At 64.9% G+C, this 24,531-nt stretch carries 20 protein-coding genes and 1 pseudogene; 6 read left to right on the plus strand and 15 right to left on the minus strand.

Annotated elements, in window-relative coordinates:
• Nucleotides 1–37: 37 nt before the first annotated feature.
• From EII42_RS05850 to EII42_RS05870, 5 genes are all read right to left on the minus strand, one after another.
• Nucleotides 38–379, minus strand: coding sequence for a hypothetical protein (locus tag EII42_RS05850; RefSeq protein WP_125171181.1), 342 nt, complete (start codon nt 377–379; stop codon nt 38–40).
• 127 nt (nt 380–506) lie between these two features.
• Nucleotides 507–1,172, minus strand: a complete 666-nt coding sequence (locus EII42_RS05855; RefSeq protein ID WP_125171182.1) for a hypothetical protein — start codon at nt 1,170–1,172, stop codon at nt 507–509.
• 34 nt (nt 1,173–1,206) lie between these two features.
• Nucleotides 1,207–1,677 carry a 2-C-methyl-D-erythritol 2,4-cyclodiphosphate synthase gene (gene ispF, locus EII42_RS05860; RefSeq protein ID WP_125171183.1) on the minus strand — a complete coding sequence of 157 codons (471 nt, stop codon included), beginning with the start codon at nt 1,675–1,677 and terminating at the stop codon, nt 1,207–1,209.
• A gap of 3 nt (nt 1,678–1,680) precedes the next feature.
• Nucleotides 1,681–2,364, minus strand: coding sequence for a 2-C-methyl-D-erythritol 4-phosphate cytidylyltransferase (gene ispD / locus EII42_RS05865; RefSeq protein WP_125171184.1), 684 nt, complete (start codon nt 2,362–2,364; stop codon nt 1,681–1,683).
• A gap of 2 nt (nt 2,365–2,366) precedes the next feature.
• Complete coding sequence (locus EII42_RS05870) at nt 2,367–2,852, minus strand: CarD family transcriptional regulator (RefSeq protein ID WP_125171185.1); 486 nt, start codon at nt 2,850–2,852, stop codon at nt 2,367–2,369.
• A 223-nt stretch (nt 2,853–3,075) separates the two neighbouring features.
• Here EII42_RS05870 and EII42_RS05875 point away from each other — a divergent pair, with 223 nt between their 5' ends.
• The 4 genes from EII42_RS05875 to EII42_RS05890 all read left to right on the plus strand — a co-directional run bounded on the left by EII42_RS05875 (nt 3,076) and on the right by EII42_RS05890 (nt 7,311).
• Nucleotides 3,076–3,561: a hypothetical protein gene (locus EII42_RS05875; protein WP_125171186.1), complete on the plus strand. Its 486-nt coding sequence runs from the start codon at nt 3,076–3,078 to the stop codon at nt 3,559–3,561.
• Nucleotides 3,562–3,702: 141 nt separating this feature from the next.
• Nucleotides 3,703–4,449 (plus strand): phosphoglyceromutase, encoded by a 747-nt coding sequence (locus EII42_RS05880; protein ID WP_125171187.1) that lies wholly within the window; start codon nt 3,703–3,705, stop codon nt 4,447–4,449.
• A 147-nt stretch (nt 4,450–4,596) separates the two neighbouring features.
• Nucleotides 4,597–6,468, plus strand: a complete 1,872-nt coding sequence (locus EII42_RS05885; protein WP_125171188.1) for a bifunctional UDP-sugar hydrolase/5'-nucleotidase — start codon at nt 4,597–4,599, stop codon at nt 6,466–6,468.
• A gap of 111 nt (nt 6,469–6,579) precedes the next feature.
• Entirely contained in the window at nt 6,580–7,311 is a 732-nt protein-coding gene (locus EII42_RS05890) for an SDR family oxidoreductase (RefSeq protein ID WP_125171189.1), read from the plus strand.
• A gap of 73 nt (nt 7,312–7,384) precedes the next feature.
• Here EII42_RS05890 and EII42_RS05895 read toward each other — a convergent pair whose 3' ends face one another.
• The 5 genes and pseudogenes from EII42_RS05895 to EII42_RS05915 form a co-directional block, all read right to left on the minus strand.
• Entirely contained in the window at nt 7,385–10,465 is a 3,081-nt protein-coding gene (locus EII42_RS05895; RefSeq protein WP_233558291.1) for a type III restriction-modification system endonuclease, read from the minus strand.
• Nucleotides 10,466–10,564: 99 nt separating this feature from the next.
• Nucleotides 10,565–12,214 carry an RNA-binding domain-containing protein gene (locus EII42_RS05900; RefSeq protein ID WP_233558292.1) on the minus strand — a complete coding sequence of 550 codons (1,650 nt, stop codon included), beginning with the start codon at nt 12,212–12,214 and terminating at the stop codon, nt 10,565–10,567.
• Nucleotides 12,215–12,227: 13 nt separating this feature from the next.
• Nucleotides 12,228–14,090, minus strand: a complete 1,863-nt coding sequence (locus EII42_RS05905; protein ID WP_125171191.1) for a site-specific DNA-methyltransferase — start codon at nt 14,088–14,090, stop codon at nt 12,228–12,230.
• Between the two features lie 49 nt (nt 14,091–14,139).
• Nucleotides 14,140–16,044: a site-specific DNA-methyltransferase gene (locus tag EII42_RS05910; RefSeq protein ID WP_199729808.1), complete on the minus strand. Its 1,905-nt coding sequence runs from the start codon at nt 16,042–16,044 to the stop codon at nt 14,140–14,142.
• A gap of 2 nt (nt 16,045–16,046) precedes the next feature.
• Nucleotides 16,047–16,571: pseudogene (locus EII42_RS05915) on the minus strand (DUF4391 domain-containing protein); the annotation flags it as partial.
• Between the two features lie 242 nt (nt 16,572–16,813).
• Between EII42_RS05915 and EII42_RS05920 the strand changes: the two are divergent.
• Both EII42_RS05920 and EII42_RS05925 read left to right on the plus strand, forming a co-directional pair.
• Nucleotides 16,814–18,526 (plus strand): DUF262 domain-containing protein, encoded by a 1,713-nt coding sequence (locus EII42_RS05920; protein WP_158676422.1) that lies wholly within the window; start codon nt 16,814–16,816, stop codon nt 18,524–18,526.
• On the plus strand, nt 18,519–19,718 hold the full coding sequence (locus EII42_RS05925) for a type II toxin-antitoxin system HipA family toxin (RefSeq protein WP_158676423.1): 1,200 nt from the start codon (nt 18,519–18,521) through the stop codon (nt 19,716–19,718). Before EII42_RS05920 ends, EII42_RS05925 begins: the two co-directional genes overlap by 8 nt.
• 46 nt (nt 19,719–19,764) lie before the next feature.
• On the opposite strand, the gene EII42_RS05930 is transcribed toward EII42_RS05925, so the two are convergent.
• From EII42_RS05930 to EII42_RS05950, 5 genes are all read right to left on the minus strand, one after another.
• Nucleotides 19,765–20,676 (minus strand): polysaccharide deacetylase family protein, encoded by a 912-nt coding sequence (locus EII42_RS05930; protein WP_125171195.1) that lies wholly within the window; start codon nt 20,674–20,676, stop codon nt 19,765–19,767.
• The gene (locus EII42_RS05935; RefSeq protein WP_125171196.1) at nt 20,676–22,139 is read right to left on the minus strand and encodes an AI-2E family transporter; all 1,464 of its coding nucleotides are present in this window, start codon (nt 22,137–22,139) and stop codon (nt 20,676–20,678) included. Before EII42_RS05935 ends, EII42_RS05930 begins: the two co-directional genes overlap by 1 nt.
• Nucleotides 22,140–22,306: 167 nt before the next feature.
• Nucleotides 22,307–22,672, minus strand: a complete 366-nt coding sequence (locus tag EII42_RS05940) for a biotin/lipoyl-containing protein (protein ID WP_125171197.1) — start codon at nt 22,670–22,672, stop codon at nt 22,307–22,309.
• 20 nt (nt 22,673–22,692) lie between these two features.
• The gene (locus EII42_RS05945; RefSeq protein ID WP_125171198.1) at nt 22,693–22,956 is read right to left on the minus strand and encodes a hypothetical protein; all 264 of its coding nucleotides are present in this window, start codon (nt 22,954–22,956) and stop codon (nt 22,693–22,695) included.
• Nucleotides 22,957–22,969: 13 nt separating this feature from the next.
• Entirely contained in the window at nt 22,970–24,526 is a 1,557-nt protein-coding gene (locus EII42_RS05950; protein WP_125171199.1) for an acyl-CoA carboxylase subunit beta, read from the minus strand.
• Nucleotides 24,527–24,531 lie beyond the last annotated feature (5 nt).

Below are 24,531 nucleotides of genomic sequence, written 5' to 3' on the forward strand. Positions count from 1 at the left end.
CTCCGGGCCGTTGAACCTTATCCGCGCTGCGGCACCTCTAAAGGATGAATCCCCAGATGACCACGACAATGATCGCGATGACCAGCGCGATGATCGTGATGATGATCCACAGCGGAGGCCCGCTTTTTTCCGGCTGGTTCGGCACCATCGGGCCTGGTTGGCCGGGGACGTTCGGCGCCCAGCCGCCCGGCTGCGCTCCCCACTGGCCCTGCCCGCCAGGCCCGGGCTGCTGCGGATACCCGCCCGGCTGGGCATAGTTCCCGGGATGTTGGCCCGGCTGCGCCCCGCCCGGCGGGTATCCCCCCTGCTGTGGGTAGCCGCCCGGCTGCTGTCCGCCTGGGGGGAATCCGCCCGGGGCGCCGTAAGAAGGTCCATTCATTCGTTGACTCGCTTTCAAACAGTGGAAGCTTCAGACAGTGGAAACTCCACCAGCTAGATTATCCGGTTCGACGCTTTCCCCTTGCCCCGCCCGGGTTGTTGAATGCAACAGGTGCGGGGGCCAGAAGTCATCCCTTCTCAACGGTTTCCGCGAGAGAACGGACCTTTTCGGGGGCCGCGTCGACGCTGGAGAGCTGTATCACCAGCGAGTTTCCTTTCGGGTCTGCCATGTAGCAGTGGTAACGCAGATCATCGCCGCCGCAGAAACCTGTGGCAAGGTTCGCGATGTCTTTCAGCCCCAACTTGAAGGACCCCTCCCAGCCGGGCTTGGCCTCGTATGCTTCGACGTTGACGTATTCCCCCGCATCGTTGGCGTAGACGGTGCTGATTCCCCGCAACAGCGTCCAGTCCCCCACGGTCTGCGGCAGCGCGTCCGGCACCGGCACCGACTTGACGCCCACCGGAGGAGCCGGAGCCGGGCCGGGAGGCTCCGTCGTGTGAACCGGCTCCGGCGAACCGCTTTGGGGCACTTCCGTAGGTGCGGGCCGCGCAAGATTGACCCAGGCGAACCAGCCACCGACACCGCCCAATACCACCAGCACCGCGACCACCATCCCAACAACCCAGCCGGGTTTGCCACCCGGGTCCGGCGACTTGGCATAGCTTGTAGGCAGATAGGTGGGGTTCGTTGGATAGTTCACCTGCTGGGGCTGCGGCGCGACGGGGCGATTCGGCGGCTGCGGCCGCCCACCCGACTGCGCACCCCAGCCGCCTCCCATAGGACTATTGCTCACGGCACCTCCCGCCCGCACGAACCTCTAAGACTCATCACGCTTTCTGCACCAATGATGCCACCGCGATGGCCGCCACGCCTTCACCGCGACCGGTCAGCCCGAGCCCGTCGGTGGTGGTGGCAGACACTGTCACCCGCGCGCCGAGGGCCTCACTCAGCACCTGCTGGGCCTCGACGCGGCGGCCCGCCATCTTAGGCCGGTTGCCGATCACCTGGACAGCGACGTTACCGATCTCGAACCCGGCCTCCCGCACCCGGCGCGCGGTCTCGGTCAGGAATCGTACCCCGGAGGCGTTGGCCCACTCGGGGTCGCTGGTGCCGAAGTTGCTGCCCATGTCTCCCAGGCCGGCGGCCGAGAACAGCGCATCACACGCCGCGTGAGCGGCCGCGTCTCCATCCGAGTGCCCCTCCAAGCCCATCGGCTCGTCGGGGAAATGCAGCCCGGCGAGCCACATCTGTCCGCCGGCCACCAGCCGGTGGACGTCGGTGCCGATCCCAATCAACATTCGTCAACCCTTCCCAGCCAGAACTGCTTCAGCCACCGCCAAGTCGAATGGCTCAGTGATCTTCATCGCCTCCCGGTGCCCGGGGACCAGGACCACTGGCACCCCGCAGGCCTCGCAGGCGGATGCGTCGTCGGTCACCGGCAGACCCGATGCCGCCACCCAAGCATGTGCGGCGCGCAGCGTGTCCAGGTCGAAGCCCTGGGGGGTCTGCACCGCCCGCAACTCGTCGCGGCGCACCGCCACGCTTCCCGCGCCCGTCACCCGACGCACCGAATCCGCCACCAGCAGCACAGGAACGACGGCCGAGGCGCCGCCCTGCACGGCCGCGATCACCTCCGCCACCACCTGCTTCGGCACCAGCGGCCGCGCGGCATCGTGCACCAGAACAATCGGCGAATCCCCGACGACGGCCAACCCCCTGCGCACCGACTCGTCGCGCTCCGCCCCGCCGACGACCACCGTCACCTCGGGACGCCCAGCGAAGAGTTCGGCAAAGGCGTCGAACTCAGCAGCCGGGGCGACGACGACCACGCGGACCGCACCGCCGTCGCGCATCGCCTGCACCGCGCGCACCACCAGCGGAATGCCTCCCAGCGGCACCAGCGCCTTCGGCAGCTCGTGCCCGAGCCGGGAACCAGAACCGGCCGCCACCACGATGGCGGCGACCGGCTTGCTAGGTGTGGTCACTGTCAGGAGGCGAGCACTTCGTCGAGCAGCTGCTCGGCCCGAGCGTCGTCGACCTTCTCGGCAAGCGCCATCTCAGCGACGAGGATGCCGCGTGCCTTGGTGAGCATGCGCTTCTCACCCGCCGATAGGCCCTTGTCGCGGTCGCGACGCCACAGGTCGCGCACGACCTCGGCCACCTTGATGACGTTGCCGGAGTGCAGCTTTTCCATGTTCGCCTTGAACCGGCGAGACCAGTTCGAGGGCTCCTCAGTGTGCTCTGCCCGGAGGATGTCGAACACGCGCTCCAGCCCGTCTTGGTCCACCACGTCACGGACGCCAACGAGATCGAGGTTGCAGGCGGGGACGCGCACCACCAAATCGTTTTGGCCGATGATGCGCAGCACGAGGTAGAGTCGCTCCTCGCCCTTGATGGTGCGGTTTTCAATGTCTTCGATGACGGCCGTACCGTGGTTCGGGTAGACCACCGTTTCACCGATGGAGAAAGTCATACTATACAGACCCCTTTCTGCCCCAATTCTAGCAGGTTTTCCGGCCGGCTCCTGCTCCGCCCATTCAGGGCCGCCCCCCGTTGGCTCGGCCAGGCGGCGGGCAGGATTGCCCCACAACGGTCTCATATGCGAGTCTTCGCGTAGCGCCTCGCTCACGATCACACCACCGACAGCGTAGTTATTCGTTAGGATGGCGCCCGTACACCACTTCGAAGGGTTCATCATGTCCGCACGCATTCGCAAGGCCACCGCCGCAGGTATCGTCGCCGCAGCGCTGGCGCTCACCGGCTGCACCGCCTCCGGCTGGGTTCCCCAGGCACCCCCGGCGGCCGGATCCCAGGCCGAGCTCCCTTCGCGCGACAAAGCGCGCAACGTACTGTTCGTCGTCGATGACAAGGGCAAGGGCGTGCTGATCGGCACACTCACCACCGTCGACGGCACCCAGCTCCAGGCCCTGCACTACACGCCGGAGAAGCCCGACGGATCGAAGGGCCAGCCGCAGATCGTCGAGGTATCCAAGGAATTGCGCCCCGGCAAGGCCTTGCGCTTCGAGGAGGTCCCGGTGCAGGTTTCGGACCCCAACCTGTCCGCCGGCCACCTGGCGACGCTGGAACTCAAGCTCAGCACCGGCGACATCAAGTTCGACGTGCCCGTCTACGCCAACGACCACCAGGATTTCAAGGACGTCTGGGCCGAGGCCACCAAGTAGCCGCGCCCGGCCGGGAAAACCGTCCCGGGTCCGAACCAGCCACCGCCCAGGCCTGTTCGCGGGCCCGGGCGGTGCGGGGTGTCGTCGGTTTGTCTCGCCCCTGCCCATCATCGGCACCATGGCCCCGGCTAGTCTTTGACCATGACTTACAAGCTGATCCTGCTCCGCCACGGCGAGAGCCAGTGGAATGCCAAGAACCTGTTCACCGGCTGGGTGGACGTAGACCTGAACGAGAAGGGCCTCGCCGAAGCAAAGCGCGGCGGCCAACTACTTGTGGAAGAAGGGCTGCTGCCCGATGTCGTGCACACCTCACTGCTGCGCCGCGCAATCAACACCGCGAACATCGCGCTCGACAACTGCGACCGGCACTGGATCCCCGTGAAGCGTTCCTGGCGCCTGAATGAGCGTCACTACGGCAAGCTTCAAGGACTCAACAAGACCGAGATCCGCGAGCAGTTCGGCGACGAGCAGTTTATGTTGTGGCGCCGCAGCTACGATGTCCCCCCGCCGCTGATTGACGTCGACAACGAGTTCTCCCAATTCGCCGATCCCCGCTACGCCGACATCCCGGAGGATGAGCGCCCGCTGACCGAGTGCTTGAAGGACGTTGTCGCGCGCATGTTGCCCTACTGGGAGTCGGACATCAAACCCGACCTCGCCACCGGGCAGACCGTGTTGGTAGCCGCCCACGGCAACTCGCTGCGCGCGCTCGTGAAGCACCTCGACGACATCTCCGACGAGGACATCGCCGGGCTCAACATCCCCACCGGCATCCCGCTGTTCTACGAACTCGACGACGACTTCAAGCCCGTGACCAAGGGCGGACGCTACCTCGACCCGGAGGCCGCTGCCACCGCCATCCAGGCAGTCGCCAACCAGGGCAAGTAGACCAACGAGTCGAGGGCCGTCCCGTCGCCGCCGCGCACCGATGGGGCGGCCCTCGCTTTCCCCGAGCCATCGTCGGGGCAAAAGGTGAGCGCTACAAGCGTTTTCTGTTTAGGCTGGAGCAGAACACTCAATCCAAAAGGAGCCTTGATGCGCAGAAGCATTGCTCTGGCAGCTGCCCTGGTCCTCGGGCTGGGCGCGCTCGGCAGCCCGCAGGCCCACGCGGACGACACCGTCGAGGTCACGGTGCTGGCCACCACCGACCTGCACGGCAATATCTTCAACTGGGACTACTTCCGCGACAAGCCGTACAGCGACAAGACCGGCAACCGGATCGGCGTCGCGCACGCCGCGTCCGCAATCAACCAGATCCGGGCGGAGCGCGGCGCGGAGAAGGTGATCGTCGTGGACAACGGCGACACCATCCAGGGCAGCCCCCTGGCCACCTACTACGCCAAGACCGCGCCCATCACCACCACCGGGGAGACCCACCCGATGGCGAAGGCGCTCAACACCATCGGCTACGACGCGGCCAACGTCGGCAACCACGAGTTCAACTACGGCCTCGACTTCCTGGCCAAGTACGAGGAGCAGCTCGACGCTCCGCTGCTGGGCGCGAACGTCACCAAGCTGTCCACCGGGCTGCCCGCCTACCAGCCTTACCACCTGGAGAAGCGAACCATCGACGGCAAGGAGGTCACCGTCGGCTTCCTGGGGCTCACCACGCCCGGCTCGATGGTGTGGGACAGGGCCCACCTCGAAGGCGTCGTACGCATCGAGGACATGGTCGCCTCCGCGCAGAAGTTCGTGCCGCAGGTGCGCGCCGCCGGGGCCGACCTCGTGGTGGTGCTCAGCCACGCCGGCATCGGGGTGTCGAGCGTCGGCGGTCTGCCTCCCGAGAACCCGGCCGACGACATAGCCCGCAAGGTGCCCGGCATTGACGCCATCGTCATCGGCCACACCCACAAGGACGCGCCCGAGCATTGGGAAACCAACGAAACCACCGGCAAGAAAGTGCTGATCTCGCAGGCCCGCTACTGGGGCTCCGGTATCGTCGACCTGCGCTTCGAGCTCACCAGAAACGACGGCGGCTGGCAGCTGACCAAGTCGGGTGCGAAGGCGCACTACTCGAAGGACTTCGACGCCGACCCAGCCGTGAGCGCGGCCACGAAGGACGCCCACGAGAAGACCATCAGCCATGTGAACACGAAGATCGCCACCTCCGACGAGGAGCTGCCCGCGACCGAGTCGCGCTACCGCGACACCCCAATCATTGACTACATCCAGATGGTGCAGACCGCCACCGTGCAGAAGGCGCTCGCCACCACCGAGCACGCGAACCTGCCCGTGCTCAGCCTGGCCGCGCCCTTCAGCCGCACCGCCATCTTCCCCAAGGGCGACGTCACCATCCGTGACATGGCGGGCCTGTACATCTACGACAACACCCTGGAGGCCGTGAAACTCACCGGAAGCCAGGTGCGCGACTTCCTGGAGTACTCGGCGAAGTACTTCGCCGACCTCCCGCCAGGTGCCGCGTTCGATCCCGAAACCATGACGGGCGTGGAGCGCGGCGGCGAACCCGTGCGCGACTACCACTACGACATCATCTCGGGGCTGCGCTACGAGATCGACCTCGCCAAGCCCGTGGGGCAGCGCATCATCACCCTCCAGATGCCCGACGGCACCCCCGTCGCCGACGACCAGGAGTTCGTGGTGGCCATCAACAACTACCGGCGCAGCGGCGGCGGCAACTTCCCGCACGTCAGCACCGCGCCCGTGGTGTACAACGACCTGCTGGAGATTCGCCAGGAGCTGATCGACTGGGCGATCGCCAAGAAGCGCATCAACAGCGCCGACTTCTTCGTGCGCAACTGGCGCCTCGTCATCAACGGCAAGCCGGTGTTTGCCGACGACGTGTGGCCGGACGCCCCGGCGAAACCCGCGCCCAAGCCTGCACCTGCACCTGCACCCGACAAGCCTGGGGCCAAGCCCAAGCCGAAGCTGCCCAAGACCGGCGCCTGATTCCCGACCACTAACCAACCGACGAAAGCTGCCTCGGCCCCGGCCGGGGCAGCTTTCCTTTCCCGCTCGCCACACACCACGTCGGGCCGACGCCGGAAGTAGGCTGGGGGCATGAAGACAGCTGTTGTGACCGGCGCCAGCATCGGCATCGGGGAAGCCACCGCCCGCCAGTTGGCCGCCGACGGGTTCCGTGTCGTGTGCGCGGCGCGCCGCGTGGACCGGGTGGAGGCGCTCGCGCGCGAGATCGGCGGCGTCGCCGCCCCCTGCGACATCACGGATCCCGACGATGTCGCACGCCTGGCGGAACTGGCCGGCCCGAGCGTCGATGTCCTCGTCAACAACGCCGGCGGCGCGCGCGGGCTGGAGCCCGTCGTCGAGGCCGACCTCAAGGCGTGGCAGTGGATGTACGACGTGAACGTGCTCGGCACTACCCGGGTGACGAAGGCGCTGTTCCCGGCGCTTAAAGCAGCCGGAGGCGCCATCATCTTCGTCACCTCCGTCGCCGCGGAGGCGGGCTACGAGGGCGGCGCGGGCTACTGCGGCGTCAAGGCGGCGGAGCGCGCGCTGGTGGAGTCGATGCGCCTGGAGCTCTACGACCAGCAGGTGCGCGTGATGGAGATCTGCCCGGGGATGGTGGCCACCGAGGAGTTCTCGCTGCAGCGCTTCGGCGGCGACCGCGCCCGCGCCGACGCGGTGTACGCCGGGGTGGCGCAGCCGCTGACGGCCGACGACGTGGCGAGCGTGATCTCGTTCATGGCCACCCGCCCGCCCCACGTCAGCATCGACCAGCTGACCCTGCGGCCGCAGGCCCAGGCCAAGCACAAAGTGCACCGGGTGCCCTGACCGGGACGGCTGCGGAAACCGTGTCGGGCTGCGACGCGACGGCCTCGGGGCGGCCCGGTTTCCGGCCGGGGCGCTACGCGGTGACGAGCTGCATGAGTTCGGTGTAGCTGCTCACAACGTCGTACTTCACGTTCTCGCCGTTCTTGGCGCTGAGGGAGCGGAAGAACCTGCGCGCACACTCGATCTTGGCGTCCTCGATCCCTCTGAGCTGCAGGGTCGACAGGGAGCCTTTGGTTTCGGCGACGAAGTACACGTGTTTGACGCTTCCGTCGGTGAAGGCGATAGCCCAGTCGGGGTTGTAGTCCCCCACCGGGGTTGGGATGAAGAAGCCGCGCGGAAGCTTGGCGTAGACCGCCACCTCATGGCTGCTGTCCAGTTCTGTGACGAAATCACGCTCCGTCGTCGAGTCGGTGATCACGTAGTCGTAGATGTGTTTGCGCAACTTTTCCCCGGCCTTGGTGAAATCCTGGGCGGTCTGGTTCTCCGTGAAGATTGCCGAGTCGAAGCGCTCTTCGAGGGCGTCGTAGGTGAGATGCTCGACGATGACCGTCGCCTTCTGCTCGTTGATGAGCCGGGCGGCCTCCGTGATGAATTGTTCGGGGTTCTGCCGGAACTTCGCGAAGGTACACGGCATGATTTCGGTAAGGATGGCGGCGACGGTGCGTCGGAGCAATTGGGTCTTCGCGCTGATCTCACCCAGCAGGTCGTACTTCACCTGGGAGCCTGCGCTGACGGTCTCGGTGTGAGTGCGGGTGTTCTGCACGGAAAATCCTGTGCCCTGCGCGAGATCCTCGACCCCCAGCTGCTCGCGCTGCTCTCCCGCCTGGACGACGTACTGCAAGGGCGCGACGTGGAGGTGCCGGTTCAGATGGTGGACGGCTTTCCGGATCAGCTCCGCGGAGTCGAACTCCACCTGGTATACGGCCTTGTGGTTGATCCTCGCCCACAGCTCCTGGAACTCCTTGCGGGCGAAGTTGGCCTCGTTGAGCGGGATCTTCTTCGGTTTGCGGTCGTCGGCGAAGTCCGGCAGGTCGAGGTAGAGACTGTCAATGAGCGGCCACACGAAGTCGATGATTGGCTTCAACGCCTCTGAGGTCGGCGCGGCGAGGGTTCCGCTCTCCCTGGCCTGGCGGTAGGCCTCGGAGATGGTGTCGTCGTCGTTGAGATAGTCGTTGCGCACCAGGTACTTGTACAGCGCTCTGGCCTGGGTTTTGTCAATGGTCTGCTTCCCGCCAGGGGTGTGGATGGTCTTGCCTTCGAAGTACTGGTCGCTGGCTCGCCTCGGCCGAGCGGTGAGCGATTCGCGGATCTCCTCCTGGAGGCCTTTCACGAAGTCGGTGTAGGACTCGTCGGTGACGACGGTGAGCTGATTGATCTCGTGCACCGTGACGGGGTTGTCCATGCGCTCGCCGTGCTGATTCACAGCAAGTCTGAGCCCGCGTCCGATCTCCTGGCGGCGGGAGATGGTGTTGTCGCTCTTCTTCAGCATCCCCATAACGAAGACGTTGGGATTGTCCCACCCCTCCCGCAACGCCGAGTGGGAGAAGAGGAACCGCACCGGTTCCTCAAGGGAGAGCAGGCGTTCCTTGTCCCTGAGGATGAGGTCGTAGGCTTCTGTGTCCGTGGACTGTCCCTTGTCGTCGCCGCGTCCGGAGACCTTGCCGTCGATCAGGCGTTTGTTCTTGTCGATGGAGAAGTAGCCTCGGTGCACCTGCGTCACGTCATCGCGTTGCAGGTAGGCCCGGTATCGTGCCGCAGGTCCTTCATAAGGCAGTTCGTCGAGCAGCTCTCCGCGGATGGCGGCGTATTCTTCCTCGAACATCCGGGCGTAGTCGCCCAGCGTGTCCTCGCGGCTGTAGTCGCGGTACTTCGCCACGGAGTCGATGAAGAACAGGGAGAGCACCTTGACGCCCTGGCTGAACAGTTCGCGTTCTTTGGCCAGGTGGGATCGGATCACCTCCCGAATCTGGATGCGCCGTTTGGCGTCCTCGGTGACGTCGCGGTCGGCCAGTTGACCAGCGGCCACGACGTCGCCGTTGCTGAGTTCGATAATGTCCCGGGTGGCGTCAATGTCGGTGACGAGGAGCCCCCTGTACGCTTCCAGTCCGTTGGAGGCCGCGTGAAGGTTGGTGCCGTGGTCGAGCCATCTGGTCTGCCGCTTGATGCCAGTTTTGGTCTGGACCTCGATCTCCGCTCTGGCGCGCGGCTTGGCTCCCTTCCGAACCTCAATCGCATCGAGGTAGAGGTAGGCGTTGGTTCCGACCAGCCCTTTGACGGCGATGCCGCGCACCGCGATCTTCTTCACCAACTTCTGGTTGTAGGCATCCACCGCGTCCAACCGGTGGACCTTGGTGTGCTCCTTCTTGTGGGTGGCCGAGTAGCGCAGCGCCAGGAGAGCGTTGAATCTCGCCAGGGCCTGGAGGGATTTGTCCGCACCGATCTTCTGCGGCTCGTCGATGATGACGACAGGCCGGTTGGCGCTGATGACGTCGATGGGTCGACGCGACTGGAAGTCATCGAGCTCGTCGTAGATGCGGCGCTGGTCCTTGCCGGTGGCATTGAAGGCCTGGATGTTGATGATCATCACCTGCACCCCGGCATCCGAGCTGAAGCGCTCCAGTTCGTGCAGCTGGGAGGAGTTGTAGATGAAGGAGCGGGCCTTGGTGCCGTAGTGCTGTTGGAAGTGCTCAGCGGTCACGTCGAAAGTCTTCTTCACCCCCTCCCGGATGGCGACCGACGGCACCACGACGATGTACTTCGACCAGCCGTAGCGCTTGTGCAGCTCCATGATGGTCTTGATGTAGACGTAGGTCTTGCCGGTGCCGGTTTCCATCTCGACATCCAGGTTCGGGGCGCCCGGAGCGGCCTTGCTGGAAACCATCCCGGCGGACAACGGCAGGTTCCGGGAGCGCTGCACCGCGTGGATGTTTTCCAGCAGCTGGGCCTCTGACAGGGCGATCTCAGCGTTGCGCAGCCCCGCGTCCATCTCCAGCAATGATCCCTGCGCACCTGCTGCCCGTCCGGGGTCGATCCGGTAAGAGATGCCGTCGTGCTTCGGCTGGCCCGCGAAAACGTCCACGACCGCATCGACGGCCTCGCTCTGGTACTGCTGAACCTTGAACTGGAGCTTCATCACACCTCTTTCTTTCTGCACCGCCCCCTACTCTAAAAAAGCCTGAATCCCGCTGACAAGGAGTTTTCCTCCTCGAAGGGACCTCTTCCTTTCATACCTTGCACCCGTCCACCACCAGATTTATGAAAGCTTCCATCGCGGCTGGGCCCGAGTGCCTGCGTTGACGATGGAGCCCTCGCGACGAAGCTTGGCGAGCAGGTTGGAGACCTTGACCTCCTTCTGCCTGACGGAGAGCACCTCAGGCAGCAGTGGCAGCAGCAACATGTCGATCTCCTGGCGGGTTGCACTCCCATTGCGCTTCAGATAGTCCCTGACCAAGGTCGCGTAGTGCGCATCCGTCTGTGGGCGCGTGCGCACGTAGTCCGCCAGCCGCCCACTGGCACTCGCGATCTCACCCGAAACCCGCACGTGAGGTTTGCGCCCTTCGACCAGCTTGGCTTTGCGGAGGTGAGTCATGGCTTCTGGGCTGATGGGCAGCCGCTTCTGCACCCGATCCAGTGCCAGCACATCCTCCAAGGGCAGGTCGGTGCGCACCATGAGCAGCTGGCTGAAGGCGGTGTCGATGACCGCTCCGGGGATGGTGAGCCGAACCTCTCCCGGTGTGCTGAGGTCGTGATCCGGGAGCGGGAGGAAGCGACGGATCTGGTCCCGGGCCATCCGATGAATGCCGTATCCCATGTGGTCAATGAGGTTCAGCTCGGTCATCGCCTCGACGAGGAACGGGTTGCGGTAACGCTGCGGGCTGCGTTCACCGAGCACGTAGTCCTCCGGGCTGCCGTCGTAGAAGTTTCCGAGGCTGCTGAAGACCACCTTGTCGGGGTGCTCCGTGACGAGGATTCGGCCGCGCTGGGTGTAGTCCTGATGCGCGATGCAGTTGTACAGTGCCTCCAGCAGGCTGCGTTCGTCGTACTTGCTGACCTCCCGGTAGATGAGTTCATCGGGCGGCATGAGCCGCAGCTGGACGTTGCGGATGCGGCTGGCCAACGCGCTGGCGGCCAGGAGGAACGGCGGATGGAAATGCTCGTAGGCCTGCTGCTCCCCCACCAGTTTCCAGGTCAGTTCGGCCGGATGCGGGGTGAGCAGGTGTGTGGAGGTGTCAGCACCGAGCAGCAACAGGGCGGCCTTGGTGATGCGTCCGTCACGGGTGAGTCTGGCCCTGGCCAGGAAGGTGGCGTCATCCCACGCCTCGATCTCTGAGGCCGGGATGCGCGGGGCATGCCGTTCCGCGAACCCTTGGCGTGCTCTCGCCAGGGCCGCCGGGTCGAGGTGCCGCAGCGTCGCCTCGGGAACGACGACGGCGGTCCAGTCAGCGTCGATGGTCTGCCGCCTGATCTCGTCCAGCTTGTCCAAGGACAGCGGGACGAGACTCTCCCCCGCCCGGGCCCGATAGGTGCCCTTCCAGGAGATCGGGATGCCTCGGGGAGCCGCGGGGACCTCCATCATCACGACGCGGCGCCCCTCGTGGACGACCTCGTGAATCTCCCGAATGGTGAGGCCTTGGTCGATCGACTGGTGGATGTGCTGCTTCAGGGCCTGTCGCTGCTGGGCATCCACCAGATGGGTGGTCCCCAGCACCTGCCGGTCGTTCGAGACCCCGAAGACGAGCCATCCAGAGCTCAGCCCCCGCAGGTTGGCCTCGTTGCTCAGCGCGGAGACGTACTCGCCGGTTCGATCCACGGAGAACTGCCGTGCGGCTTCCTTGAACTCGACGACCTCGTTCTCCCATCCAGCAAGCAGCCGCTCCAGCAGATCGGTGAGGGGGTCAGTCATGACAGCCATGATCTCAGATGGTCCGCACCTCGGTGCCGGGTGACAGCTCACGGAAGACCTGCTCCGCGTTGATCCGGGCCGCATCCGAAGCGAAAGCGTCATCCCGGAAGACCGCCCGCTGCGGTCCCCGCTCCGCGATAGCCCGGACCACCTCCGGCGTCACCGCATCCTCGAAGCAGGCGAGCAGCGCTCCGTCATCGACGTCGAATACCTCCCGGCCGTCCACCTCGTCCCGGGTAATCGGCAGCGAGAGCTCCAAACCCCAGTCGAGGATCACTTGGAACAGCAAGTCCTCGGCGGTTCGATCAGGCTTGATGCTGGGAGCCAAACCTGTCAACTCGGCTTGCCCCACCTCTTCGCCAGAGCAAAAAACTTGTCGCATCGAAGTGGAGTCCACTCGAAAAGAGCGGAACCCCAGATCCACCTTCCCCTCCTTCAATCTGGCAGCTGCCCTACGGAGCCGTTCGAGAGAAATCGAAGAAAGCGAACGATTCCCCACAACACCACCCGACTTGCCCGAACCTGATCCAGGAATTTGAACCATCAGAAAGCGTCGATCTCCGCCATCTTTAAAATTGGCGCGGAAAACAGCATCACCCATCGAAGAAGACCCCGCGAAGAAATCCAACACGATATCACCTCGAGCAGGAGCAGTAGCTATTTCAAGAATCCTAAGCATGAGGCGAGTGGGCTTAGGTGCATCGAAAACATGCGGAGCGCCAAACAAATCATTGAGTTCGGCCGCGCCCTCTTCATTACTTCCGACCTCAGAAAAATCCCAGTAAGTTGGAACCGCTTGACCATTCGACTCGCTCAAGAATTTCTTGACTCTGGGCACGCCATCCCCATTCTTCCCAAACCAGATACGCCCATCCTCAAGAAGAGATCGAAAAGTCCCCTCTGACACTCCCCACGCCCTCCCCGCAGGAGGACCCACCACGCGCCCACTAGGCAACTTCACCTCGAAGTACTGTTCTTTGGTTGCCCGACCAGTCATTCCAGTCATATCAACCGAAACCCACGGCCCCCTCGGATCATCATCATGGTTAACATAATCTGCAACTCGCGCAGCGCTGAGCGACATCCTGCCTAAGGCTTCTTTTACATACGCACCATTGCGCACATAACACAAAATGTAGTCATGCACTGAACCAATGCTGGACCGAGCATCAGGAGAAGCCTTTTTCCTCCAAACCACTGCCCCCACAAAAGCCTTTTCACCGAAAACTTCATCCAACAAGCGCCTCAGGTTATCTCGTTCATGATCGTCAACTGAAACAAACAAAACCCCCCGGTCAGAAAGCAGCGAACGCGCCAGCTTCAAGCGTGGGTACATCATGCTGAGCCAGTCTGAATGATAGCGACCACTTGCTTCGCTGTTGGCCACCAGTCGCCCACCCAGCTCATCGGCCTGTCCCGAGCGAGCCAAGTACTCGTCGACCGTCTCCGCAAAGTCATCCTCATAGATGAAGTCGTTGCCTGTGTTGTAGGGCGGGTCGATGTAGATGAGCTTGACCTTGCCGAGGTAGGACTCCTGGAGGAGCTTCAGCGCATCGAGGTTGTCTCCTTCGATGAAGATGTTCTTCGTGGTGTCGAAGTCCACCGACTCCTCTCGGACCGGGCGCAGGGTCTTGGCGATCGGGGCGTTGGCGGCGAGAGCCGCGGCTCGTTTGCCCGGCCAGTCCAGCCGGTAGCGTTCTTGTGGGCCTTCCACGATGTGGTCGGAGAGTTCCTGGCGCAACAGGTCGAAGTCGATGGCGGTGGTCACGTTGCCGTCCTTGTCACGGGTTTCCGTGACCACGGTTGGGAAGAGCTCCGCGATCTTTTCGACGTTGCGGGCCACCAGATCGGGCGAGTGCATGATGCGTTTCTCCATCACGCCTCACCCGCCATGGCGCGCCGACCCGGTTCACAGGGTCCTGACCTCAGTGTGCGGCGAAAGCTCCTGGAAGATCTGCTCCACGTTGATGCGCTCCGCGTCGTCGACGAAATCCGCGTCGAGGAACACCGCGCGAAGCGGCCGTCGTCGTGCGACGGCCTCGGCCGCCAGAGAGAGAGAGAGAGAGAGAGAGAGAGAGAGAGAGAGAGAGAGATTTGGTCACCTTACGCTGTCGCAGACAGAGCATCAGCGCGCCCTCCTCCACGTCGTACACCTCGAACCCATCGAGGTCCTCCCTCCTGATCGGCAACGTCAGTTCCAGCCCCCAGTCCAGCAGCACCTGGAACAGGAGATCCTCACCTGTGCGGTCCGGCTTGATGCTGGTCTCCAGACCGGTCAACTCGGCTTGACTCGTCGCGTCGGGCGACAGTAGCACATCGCGGCTGTTGCTGCTGTCGACCGTGAGCAGCCTGAACCCCGAATCCAGTGCGGCTCCCGTTTCATCGTTCTGCTCAAGCTCGGCGGCCACGTTCTTCAGCCGAGTGATGCTCATGCCGAGAATCGAATTGAACCCCGGCTCCGGCATAGTCAGTTGCTCATGCACCTGCACGGCCACGAAGCGGCGGTTGCCGCCATCCTCGTGGTTCTGCTGGAGGACGGCATGGGCCGTGGTGCCGCTGCCGCTGAAGAAGTCCAGCACGATGTCCTCGCCGTCCACCGTGGTCGCCAGTTGAAGGATGCGCTGGATCAGCTGCACCGGCTTCACCGAGTTGAGGACGTTCTCCGTGTGCTGAAAAGGGACGTACTTCAGCAGCGCCTTCTTCGCATCCTGGGTGTGCCCCACCTCCTGGTAGGGCCACAAGGTTTGCGGGGTCCGGCCGCCCGACACCTCGGAAAGGAATCGTTTCACAGCCGGGATGTTGTTCCCGTCCGATCCCCACCAGATCCGGTTGTCGGCAGCAAGCTCCTTGAGCTTGTTCTCCGACATCACCCAGTAGCGTCCCCTGGGCGGCCCATCAATAACCCTGCCGGAAGGCGTAACCACTGAGTAGAGTCCCTCACCATAAGCGTTCCGGGCTGTCATGTCTACTGGTTTCCATGGCCCCCGTGGATCATTGTCCGGGTTCTTGTAGCGCGCCTCCATCTCGGGGGTCCGGGGCAGCTGGTTGGGCTGCCACGAAGCCTTGTTCCGGGCATAGCAGAGGATGTAGTCGTGGTCCTCGGAGAACCACTGGGCGGAGTTCTTGGGTGAGTAGACCTTCTGCCAGATGATCTGGGCCACGAAGTTCTGGGCCCCGAAGACTTCGTCGCACAGGGAGCGCAGGCCCGTCACCTCGTGGTCGTCGATGGAGATGAAGATGGCGCCGTCGTCCTTCAGCAGATTGCGGGCCAGCTTCAGCCGCGGATACATCATGCTCAGCCAGTCCGAGTGATATCGACCGCTGGTCTCGCTGTTGGCCACCATCCGGCCGCCCAAGCCGTCCACCTGACCGGAGCGTTGCAGGTAGTCACTAACGGTCTCGGCGTAGTCGTCGTCGTAGATGAAGTCCCTGCCGGTGTTGTACGGCGGGTCGATGTAGATGAGCTTCACGCGGCCCAGGTACGACTCCCGAAGCAGCTTGAGTACCTCCAGGTTGTCGCCTTCGATGAACAGGTTACGCGTCGTGTCGAAATCCACCGACTCCGCACGCACTGGTCGCAGTGTCTTCGCAATCGGTGTGCTTGCGGCAAGCGCAGCCTTCCGCTTGCCCGGCCAGTCCAGCCGATACCGTTCCTTCGGCCCCTCCACCACGCGATCGGACAGTTCTTGGCGCAGGGAGTCGAAATCAATCGCGCGCACAACTTTTCCCTCGGCGTCGAAGGTCTCGGTCACGATGTTCGGGAACAGCTCGGCCAGCTTATCGACGTGCTCGCTGGCGCGCCTGGATGAGGTCGGGCGAAGTCTGTCCATGGTCACCTCCACTGCTCCAACTCGTGCTGCCTGGCCTTGAGCGTCCGCCTGAGCTCAACCTTACGGTTGAACTGCTGTTCCCGAAACAATCGACGTTCCAAGGCGGTCACTTCCCGCTCCAGCTGCCGCACCGCGGCCAGCCTGTCGGCGAGTTCTGCCATGCTCTCCCCTGGCCGGGCAGGAAGCGAGGCCAAGGGCGCCAGCAACGCCGCATACAGCGGCGGCAGCGTGATCGCCACCGGCAGGGGCTGCCTGGCCTCCTCCGCGGCCCGCCACGTGGTCGAGTAGTAGCCGCTGAGCTTGGGGGTGCCGCGGCCCAGCCGCTTGTGGGCCGCCACCATCCGCACCTCAGTACTGCCCGCTCGCTGTCGCACGATCTCGAAGATGATCGGGAACTTGACGGCCTTGTCGATGACGGTCAGGACCGCGTCACTGACATCGTCGCCCTTGGCCTCGATGACAAACACCTGGATCTCAGGCACCTCCGGGCTACCCTCAAGATTGATGGTCAATTCCGCAAGCGTGTAGGCCCACGTGACTTATTCGCCTTCCCCGAGATCCCCGACGATCCCCCACTCAGCTATGCCCGCTATGCCCGTCCTCTCTCATTCACGGGCAGGCCCGATGATGCTGCCTCACCCCTGGCGAGTGTGCCCGCCCGCTTTTTGATCGGGAAATGCTGGCCACCGAATGGTGGCCTAGCGGACGCCGAACGTCGACGAAAGCTGGCGGCCGTGTGCGAAACTATTGGTGCGGAGAAAGGACTGTCATGACACTGGGAACGCGTCCCCCCACGGACCTGCTGGTGGAGCCCTCCGCCCGCACTGTCCCCCTGGCCGACCTAGTGAAACTGGTCCGCGAGGGAAAGGTCCGCGTGCCGCACTTCCAGCGCGGATTCAGATGGCAGCCCAGGGACGCGGTAAAGCTGATCGACAGCGTGCTGCGCGGCTTCCCGATCGGGAGCTTGCTGCTCTGGCAGAAAAATGCGCCCGCCGGTACCGTCCAACTCCACGACGTCCGCATCGAAGCCCCGGAGATGCCCACCGCGCTGTACGTGGTGGACGGTCAACAGCGGATCGTCAGCTTCCTGAATGTCTTCGACGACACGGCCGGCCGGGAGGGCGACTTCGCCCTGGTCTATGACCTGGGGAAGGAGCCCTTCAAGGTGAGGCTGCGCCGCAAGTCAGATGAGAACACGAATGATGCGATCCCGCTGCCGGACCTGTTCGAACTGACCAAGGTGCTGCGCTGGGTAGGGGAGCACCCGCGGAACGTTGATTCCGTAGACAGGATCAACGAGGCCACGCAGCGCCTGCGCCAGTACAACGTCCCGGTCTACGAGGTGTCGTCGCAGGACGACCAGGTACTGCGCGAGATCTACGACCGGATGAACAACGCGGGCAAGCGGCTCTCCCGGGCCGAAGCGTTCTGGGGCCTGCACGCCCCCGACGAGAAAGCCAAGCAGGCGCAAACCCTGCAAACCATTCGGGAACGCTTGCGCGACGAACTCGCGTGGGGCGAGATAGACCCAGCAACGCTGCTGCACTCCTTCCTCGCGCGACGCGGACCCGACGTGTTTCGAGACATCCACATCGAGTTCGACGGCGAGCGAGAAAGCTTGGGCGATTTTGCTCAGGAGACCAAGGAAGCCGCGCACGAGGGGGCCTTCGACGCGCTGCGCAGGGCGATCACCTTCCTGCGCGACCACGTCAATGTGCCGCACTTCTCCTTTCTGCCCAACAGCTTCATCCTGATCGTGCTCACCCGATTCTTCGCCTTCTTCCCCAAACCGCACCCGCGAAATCTCGACCTGCTGCAGCGCTGGTACTGGCGGACCCTACTGGTCGGGCCCGCGCTGGCCCGGGGCAGCACCACGTCAACCAACCGGGAGCTGTGCGGCTGCGTCCAGGAGCATCAGGAGGATGATTCCGTGCAGCGGCTGCTCGACAAGGTGAGCGGCCTACCGCTCCACTACCCCAACCCGAGGAAGTTCAACGCCACCAGCGCGGAGACCAGAATCATGCTGTGCGCACTGTGGTCCATGCGTCCGCAAAACCCGGACGGCACCCCCGTCTCGGCCTCCCTGCTGACCGAGACCATCGGGGACGCCGCCACCCCCAGCCAGGCCTGCCCGAGGCTCTTCCCCGGATCGCAGCTCACAGACGAGTTGTATGGTTCCCTGGCCAACCGCCTCATCGCGCCGGACGTGCCCGACGAGGTGCTGCGCGACTTCGGCTCATGGGCTGATACCGCCTTGGAGGCCAACCTGATCGATCCACAGCTGCCGCCCGATAAGCTGGTGCACAGGCGGCTGGAACTCCTCGACGAAAGCCTGCGGCGCCTGCTAGACGACAAGATGGCGAGAGGCTCCGACGACTCCCGCCCGCTGGAGGCCTACAACCTGGACCTGGCCGACGAGGAGCCGTCCGAGGGTGATGGGTTTTCCATCCCAGAAGAATCCCATGGGCTGGTCGATGGCTGACGCATACGAGGTGGGGCTGTCGGGGCGAACGGTCGCGCGGCTGTTCGCGAAGGGCGACCACGTCTGGCTGGAGTGGGACGAGGGCTACTGGGAGGAACACAACCACCCTGTGCTGGGGCTATGCTTCGAACACAACAGAGCCGGGCGGGTTTCGTCGGCGCTTCGCCTGCCGCCCTGGTTCTCCAACCTCCTGCCGGAGGGGAAGCTGCGCGCCTGGGTGGCCCGAGACGCCGGGGTGAATGAGCAACGGGAGATGCAGCTGCTGGCGCATCTGGGCGGTAGCCTGCCCGGCGCCGTCACGGTGGCGCCCTGCGACGGAGCACCCACCGCCGCGCCACCGTCGCCAGAGCCGACCAGCTCATCAACCACCGCCCAACCGATCCGGTTCAGCCTCGCCGGAGTGGCTCTGAAGTTCTCAATGCTGCAGCAGGGAGACCGCCTCACCCTGCCAGCCCACGACACCCAGGGCGAATGGATCGTCAAGCTGCCCGACGACACCCACCCGCACGTGCCTGAAAACGAGTACGCGACCATGCTGATGGCCAGGGACTGCGGGATCGAGATACCCGAGATTAGACTGATTCACCGCGACCAACTGGAGCTGCCGCCCAGCGTCTGGCCCGCTCGCCAGGAGTGGGCCTACGCGATCAGACGATTCGATCGCGAAGGCCAGCGTCGGATCCACATCGAGGATCTGGCCCAGGTGCGTGGCTTTTATCCCGACGATAAGTACAAGGGCACCTTTGATACGGTGGCTGCGCTCATCTATCGCGACAGGGATATCGCCTCCTATCTGGAGTTTGTCCGGCGGCTGTTTTTCTCCTTCGCCGTCGGAAACGGGGACATGCACCTCAAGAACACTTCCCTCATCTACCGTAACCCCCGCAACCCCGTCATCTCACCGGCCTACGATCTGCTCTGCACCGCTCCGTACCGAGACGACCCGCTCAGCGAGGATCTCGGGCTGAAGCTATCCCGGTCCAGAAGGTTCGCGGAGGTGACACCCCGAAGCTTTGAGCTGCTGGCGGACCGGGTGGGCGCACCGGTGCCAGAGACTATGCAAGTGGTTTCCGAGACCGCAACTCGGCTGGAGCAGGCCTGGTCCTCGTTCGCCGATCTGATGGCTGTTCTCCCCACCCATCAACGGTGGCTGGCCGAGCGACTCCCCAGGGTGAGCAGACAGTTCGCTTGACCAGCACGTCGCGAAGGCTCAGCCGGCGTGGCTTGCGCAGCCGGGGCTACAGCGCGGCGCTCAGTGTGCTGAAGGTGGTGCCCCGGTCGAGCAGCCGACGCAGCGCGTCGCGCACCCCCTGGGCCGTGCCGCTGCCGGGCCGGTTACAGTGCCCGATGCAGATGGAACCGGCCTTGGCCCGACTGAGGGCCGCCACTACTTGGCCGGGGCTGAAGGTGGCACCGCCGTCGGCGTTCACGTCGAAGTTCACCACCCGAATCCCCAGCCGTTCGCACACCGCCACCGCCACGTCGTCGACGTGGGCCGTGCCCGAGCGGAAGAACGGCAGCGGCCGCGCCACCAGTTGGGCGAGCCGCAGCTGGTTGGTGACCACCTCGTCGTAGATCTCGCCGACGCCGCTGGTGCCTGCGATGCCGTAGGCGGAGCGCCCGGAGACGCTGAGCGGCACGTGCCGAGTGCCGTGGTTGGCCAACTCGAACAACGGATGCTCGGCCAACTCAGCCACCCGCTCGGGGTTCGCGTCGATGAAGCGCGAGTTGAGGAACAGCGTCGCGGGCACGTGGGCGGCCTCCAGGTGGCCGATCAGCGCCTCGTCGAGTTGGCTGCCGCGTTGGCCGCCGCACGCGTCGAAGGTCAAGCACACGCTCGACGACGCGGTGCGCAGCACCACCCCGGCCAGTTCCATCCCGAACTGGCCCGCCTCACGCCCACCGAACTCCGCGACGATGTCCGCTCGGCTGGGCAGCCCTGCCGGGCTGGTCGGCGACGCCGAGGCAGCAGGCGCGCCGCTTGGCCGTGGCGAGGTTGGGCTGGCCGAGGCAAGTGAGCTAGCAGCGGGCGTGGGCGGGCTCGACGATGCAGACTCCTGCGCCGGAGGATGCGGAGGGCGCGGCGCGGCGGGCGCGCAGCCCGCCGACACCCCTAACCCCACACAGAGCAGCGCCCGCCGGGTGGGCATCACTCCTCCGGACGCCGACGCCGGAACCGCTGGATAACCTGCCGAAGCCTGCCCCCAGGGGCCTCCTGCGGCTTCACCTCGGCCTGATCCTGCTGCTCGGGCTCCTTCTCTTTCTCTTTCGCTTTCTCGCCCGCGAACGGGTTGGCCAGCAGCCGGCGCCGCACCAGGTCCTGGAAGAACTTCGCGCTCTTCTCCTGCTGCCCGCCGACGTACACCCCGTCGTCGGTGGCCCAGGCGATGTCCGCCGCCACCCGGTCGCCTGTGCGCAGGTCGATCATGTCGCCCAGGTAGCGCAGCACCACCGCGATCGACGCCGCAACCGGCACGGCCAGGAACGCGCCCGTGATACCAAACCAGCCGCCGCCAAGCAGCACAGAGAGGATGATGATCACCGGGTGCAGCTTCATCACCCTCGCCTGCAGCACCGGCTGCAGGATGTTGCCCTCCAGCTGCTGCACCAGAATCACCAGGCCGATCACCAGCAGCGCCTGGATGGGTCCGCCCGTCACCAGCGCCACCAGCACTGCGACGGCGCCCGCGGTCACGGCACCGATGATCGGGATGAAGCCGGCCATGAATGTCAGGATCGCGATGGGAAAGGCCAGCGGCACCTTCATCAGCCACAGCCCCAGACCGATGAACACCGCGTCCACCAGGGACACCAGCGCCTGCGCCCGGATGTAGCCCGAGAGAGTGTTCCAGATGCGGGTGAACAGCTCCGCCACATGGAAGCCGCCGCGCCGCCCGACGATGGTGCGGGCCCAGCCGACGAACTTGTGCCCGTCCTTCATCATGAAGAACACGATCACCAGCGTCATCGCGAGCGTCACCAGCGCGCCCGACACGTTGCCGCCGATGCTCACCACCCACGAGACCAGGTCGCCGGAGTGCCCGGACAGCCAGGTGGTCACCTGCTGGACGTAGTTGTTCAGCTGGTCGTCGTGCAGGTTGAGCGGCGGGCCGGCGGCCCATTTCTGTACCTGTTGCAGACCGCGCGCCGTCTGCGTTGCCAGGGTCTGCCACTGGCTCACGATGCTCGGGGCCACCAAGCTCACCAAACCGCCGATCACCGCCACGCCCGTCAACAACGCCAGGACGGATCCGACGCCGTAGGGTAGCCCGATCCGCTTGAGTCCGGCGGTGATCGGGTACAGCACCGACGAGATGACGAGCGCCATCAGCAGCGGGATGATCGCGCCGCCCAGGTAGGACAACCCGTAGCCGGTGACGCCGACGGCGGCCACCACCAGCAGGAAGCGGCCACTCCAGGCGGCTAGGCTGCGCGCGCCTTCGCCGATCACGTCCGCCCGGTCGACGGGATGCTTCGGGTCCGGTGCCGGCAGCGGGTCCGAGTGGTCAGCGGGATCGGCCTGCTCGGCCCGCTTGCGCATCTCGGCCGCCAGCTCCTCTAGGTAGAGCGGCTGCGTCGGCTCGTCCTCGCCATTGTTCACAAGCTTCTCCAATCGTCGGCCCCAATGCTACTGGGCATCACGAACACCACCGCCCGCCCGCGCCCGAGAGAGGTCGACGAGGCGCGAGACAACCGAACCGTCTCCTGTCTCCACCAAGCCCCAAACGGGCCGACGGCGGCCCGGGAATCCGAGCCGCCGTCGCGCCAATCAAAAGGGAATCAGTCGGCCATCCCGATCAACGGCTGACCGCCCTGCACCGCCTCGCCGGGGCTGACGAGGATGGACTCCACCTTGCCCGACTTCGGCGCGGTGATCTCCGTCTCCATCTTCATAGCCTCCAGAACCAGCACGACGGTGCCCGCCTCCACATCCTGGCCTTCCTCAACAAGGATGCGGGACACGGAGCCGGCCAGCGGGGCGACGATCGCGCTCGCGCTGGCGGCCGGCATGGAAGCCTTGGTGGGAATGGGGTTGGAGCCGGCGTTGACGCCGATGACGACGGGGCCGAGACCCTGGCGCTCCTCCTCCATGACCTCTACTTCGATTTCGTATTCCGTCTTGTCGACGGTCACTTTCAGTTTCATGTTTCTCTACTCTTTTACGCTCAACGGACGTGGGGAACGCTGCGGTCGTGGACACGCCCGCGGCTCGCGGCAGCCCAGCGGGACTGCTGGCGGAACCGAACGGCGCGCACCTTCGCCTTGTGGCCGAAGTAGGCGGCCACAGCGGCACCGATCGCCACCAAGTGCTGCTCGGGGATCTGCTTGTGGGAGTCCAGGGCAGCAAGCTGAGCCTCCAGCGAGGCCACGCGCTCGGTGAGTGCAGCGAGCTGCTCCTGCAGCTCTCGCTCGGACACTTTGTCGCTCATTCTCAGGCTCCGATCAGGCCGGGCCGAGGCCGTGCTTCTTGGCGGGGCGCACCTCGCGCTTGGCGATGAGCAGTTCCAGTGACAACGCGACCTGGCGGCGGGTGTCGGCCGGGTCAATGATGTCGTCGACGAGACCCCGCGACGCTGCCATGTACGGCGTCGAGAACGTCTCGCGGTACTCCTCCACCAGCTCGGCCCGGCGCGCTTCCTTGTCCTCGGCGGAGTCGATCTCGCGACGGAACACGACGTTGGCTGCACCCTCCGCGCCCATCACGGCGATCTCGGCAGTGGGCCAGGCGAACACCTTGTCGGCGCCGAGGTCCTTCGAGCACATCGCCAGGTAGGCGCCGCCGTAGGCCTTGCGCAGCACCACGGTGATCTTCGGCACGGTGGCGGCGGAGTAGGCGTAGAGCATCTTCGCGCCGTGGCGGATGATGCCGCCGTGCTCCTGCGCCACGCCCGGCAGGAAGCCCGGCACGTCAACGAGGTTAAGCAGCGGGATGTTGAAGGCGTTGCAGAAGCGGATGAACTTCGAGCCCTTGTCAGAGGAGTCGATGTCCAGCACGCCCGACATCACCGAAGGCTGGTTCGCGATGATGCCGATGGTGCGGCCGTTGATGCGCGCGAAGCCCACGACGATGTTCATCGCCCAGCCGGCCTGCACCTCAAGGAAGTCGCGGTGGTCAACGATCTCCGCGATGACGTCGCGGATGTCGTAACCCTTGTTGCCCTGCACGGGGATGATCTCGCGCAGCTTCGGGTTCATCTCCACAACGTCGTCGGGGTCAACGATCGGCGGCTCCTCGGTATTGTTCTGCGGCAGGAAGCTGAGCAGCTTCTGCGCGATCAGGATAGCCTGCTCGTCGTCGTCGGCAACGAAGTGTACGACGCCGGAACGGCTCATATGCGCGTCCGCGCCGCCCAGATCGTCCTGCGTGACCTCTTCACCGGTGACCTGCTTGATCACGCCCGGCCCGGTGATGAACATGTGGGCCTTGCGGGTCTGGATGATGAAGTCGGTGAGCGCCGGGGAGTAGGCCGCGCCACCGGCGCAGGGGCCGGCGATGATCGAGATCTGCGGCACAGCGCCGGAGAGCAGCACGTTGGCGTAGAACACCTTGCCGTAGCCGGACAGGGAGTCGATGCCCTCCTGGACGCGGGCGCCGCCCGAGTCGTTGATGAAGATGAACGGGGTGCCGGTTTGCAGCGACGCCTTCAGGGTCTCGGTGACCTTGATCGAGTGAGCTTCGCCAGCCGAGCCGCCCATGACGGTGAAATCCTGGCTCGCGACGTGCACCGGGCGGCCGAAAACGGACCCGGAGCCGGTAACCACGCCGTCGGCGGGCATGTCAGCCTTGTCCATGCCGAAGGTGGTGGTGCGGTTGCGTCTGAACGCCCCTGTCTCCTGGAAGGAGCCCTCGTCGAGGAGGGCCGCGATGCGGTCGCGCGCGGTCAGCTTGCCCTTGGCGCGCTGCTTCTCCAACTTGTCTTCGCCGCCGCCGGCTTCAACCTTGGCGCGGCGCTCGTTCAGCTGTTCGAGGCGCTCGGCCATCGTGTGTTCGTGAACCATCTGCT

It is taken from the genome of Tessaracoccus sp. OH4464_COT-324, from assembly GCF_003932855.1.
In the GTDB taxonomy this organism is placed as follows: domain Bacteria; phylum Actinomycetota; class Actinomycetes; order Propionibacteriales; family Propionibacteriaceae; genus Arachnia.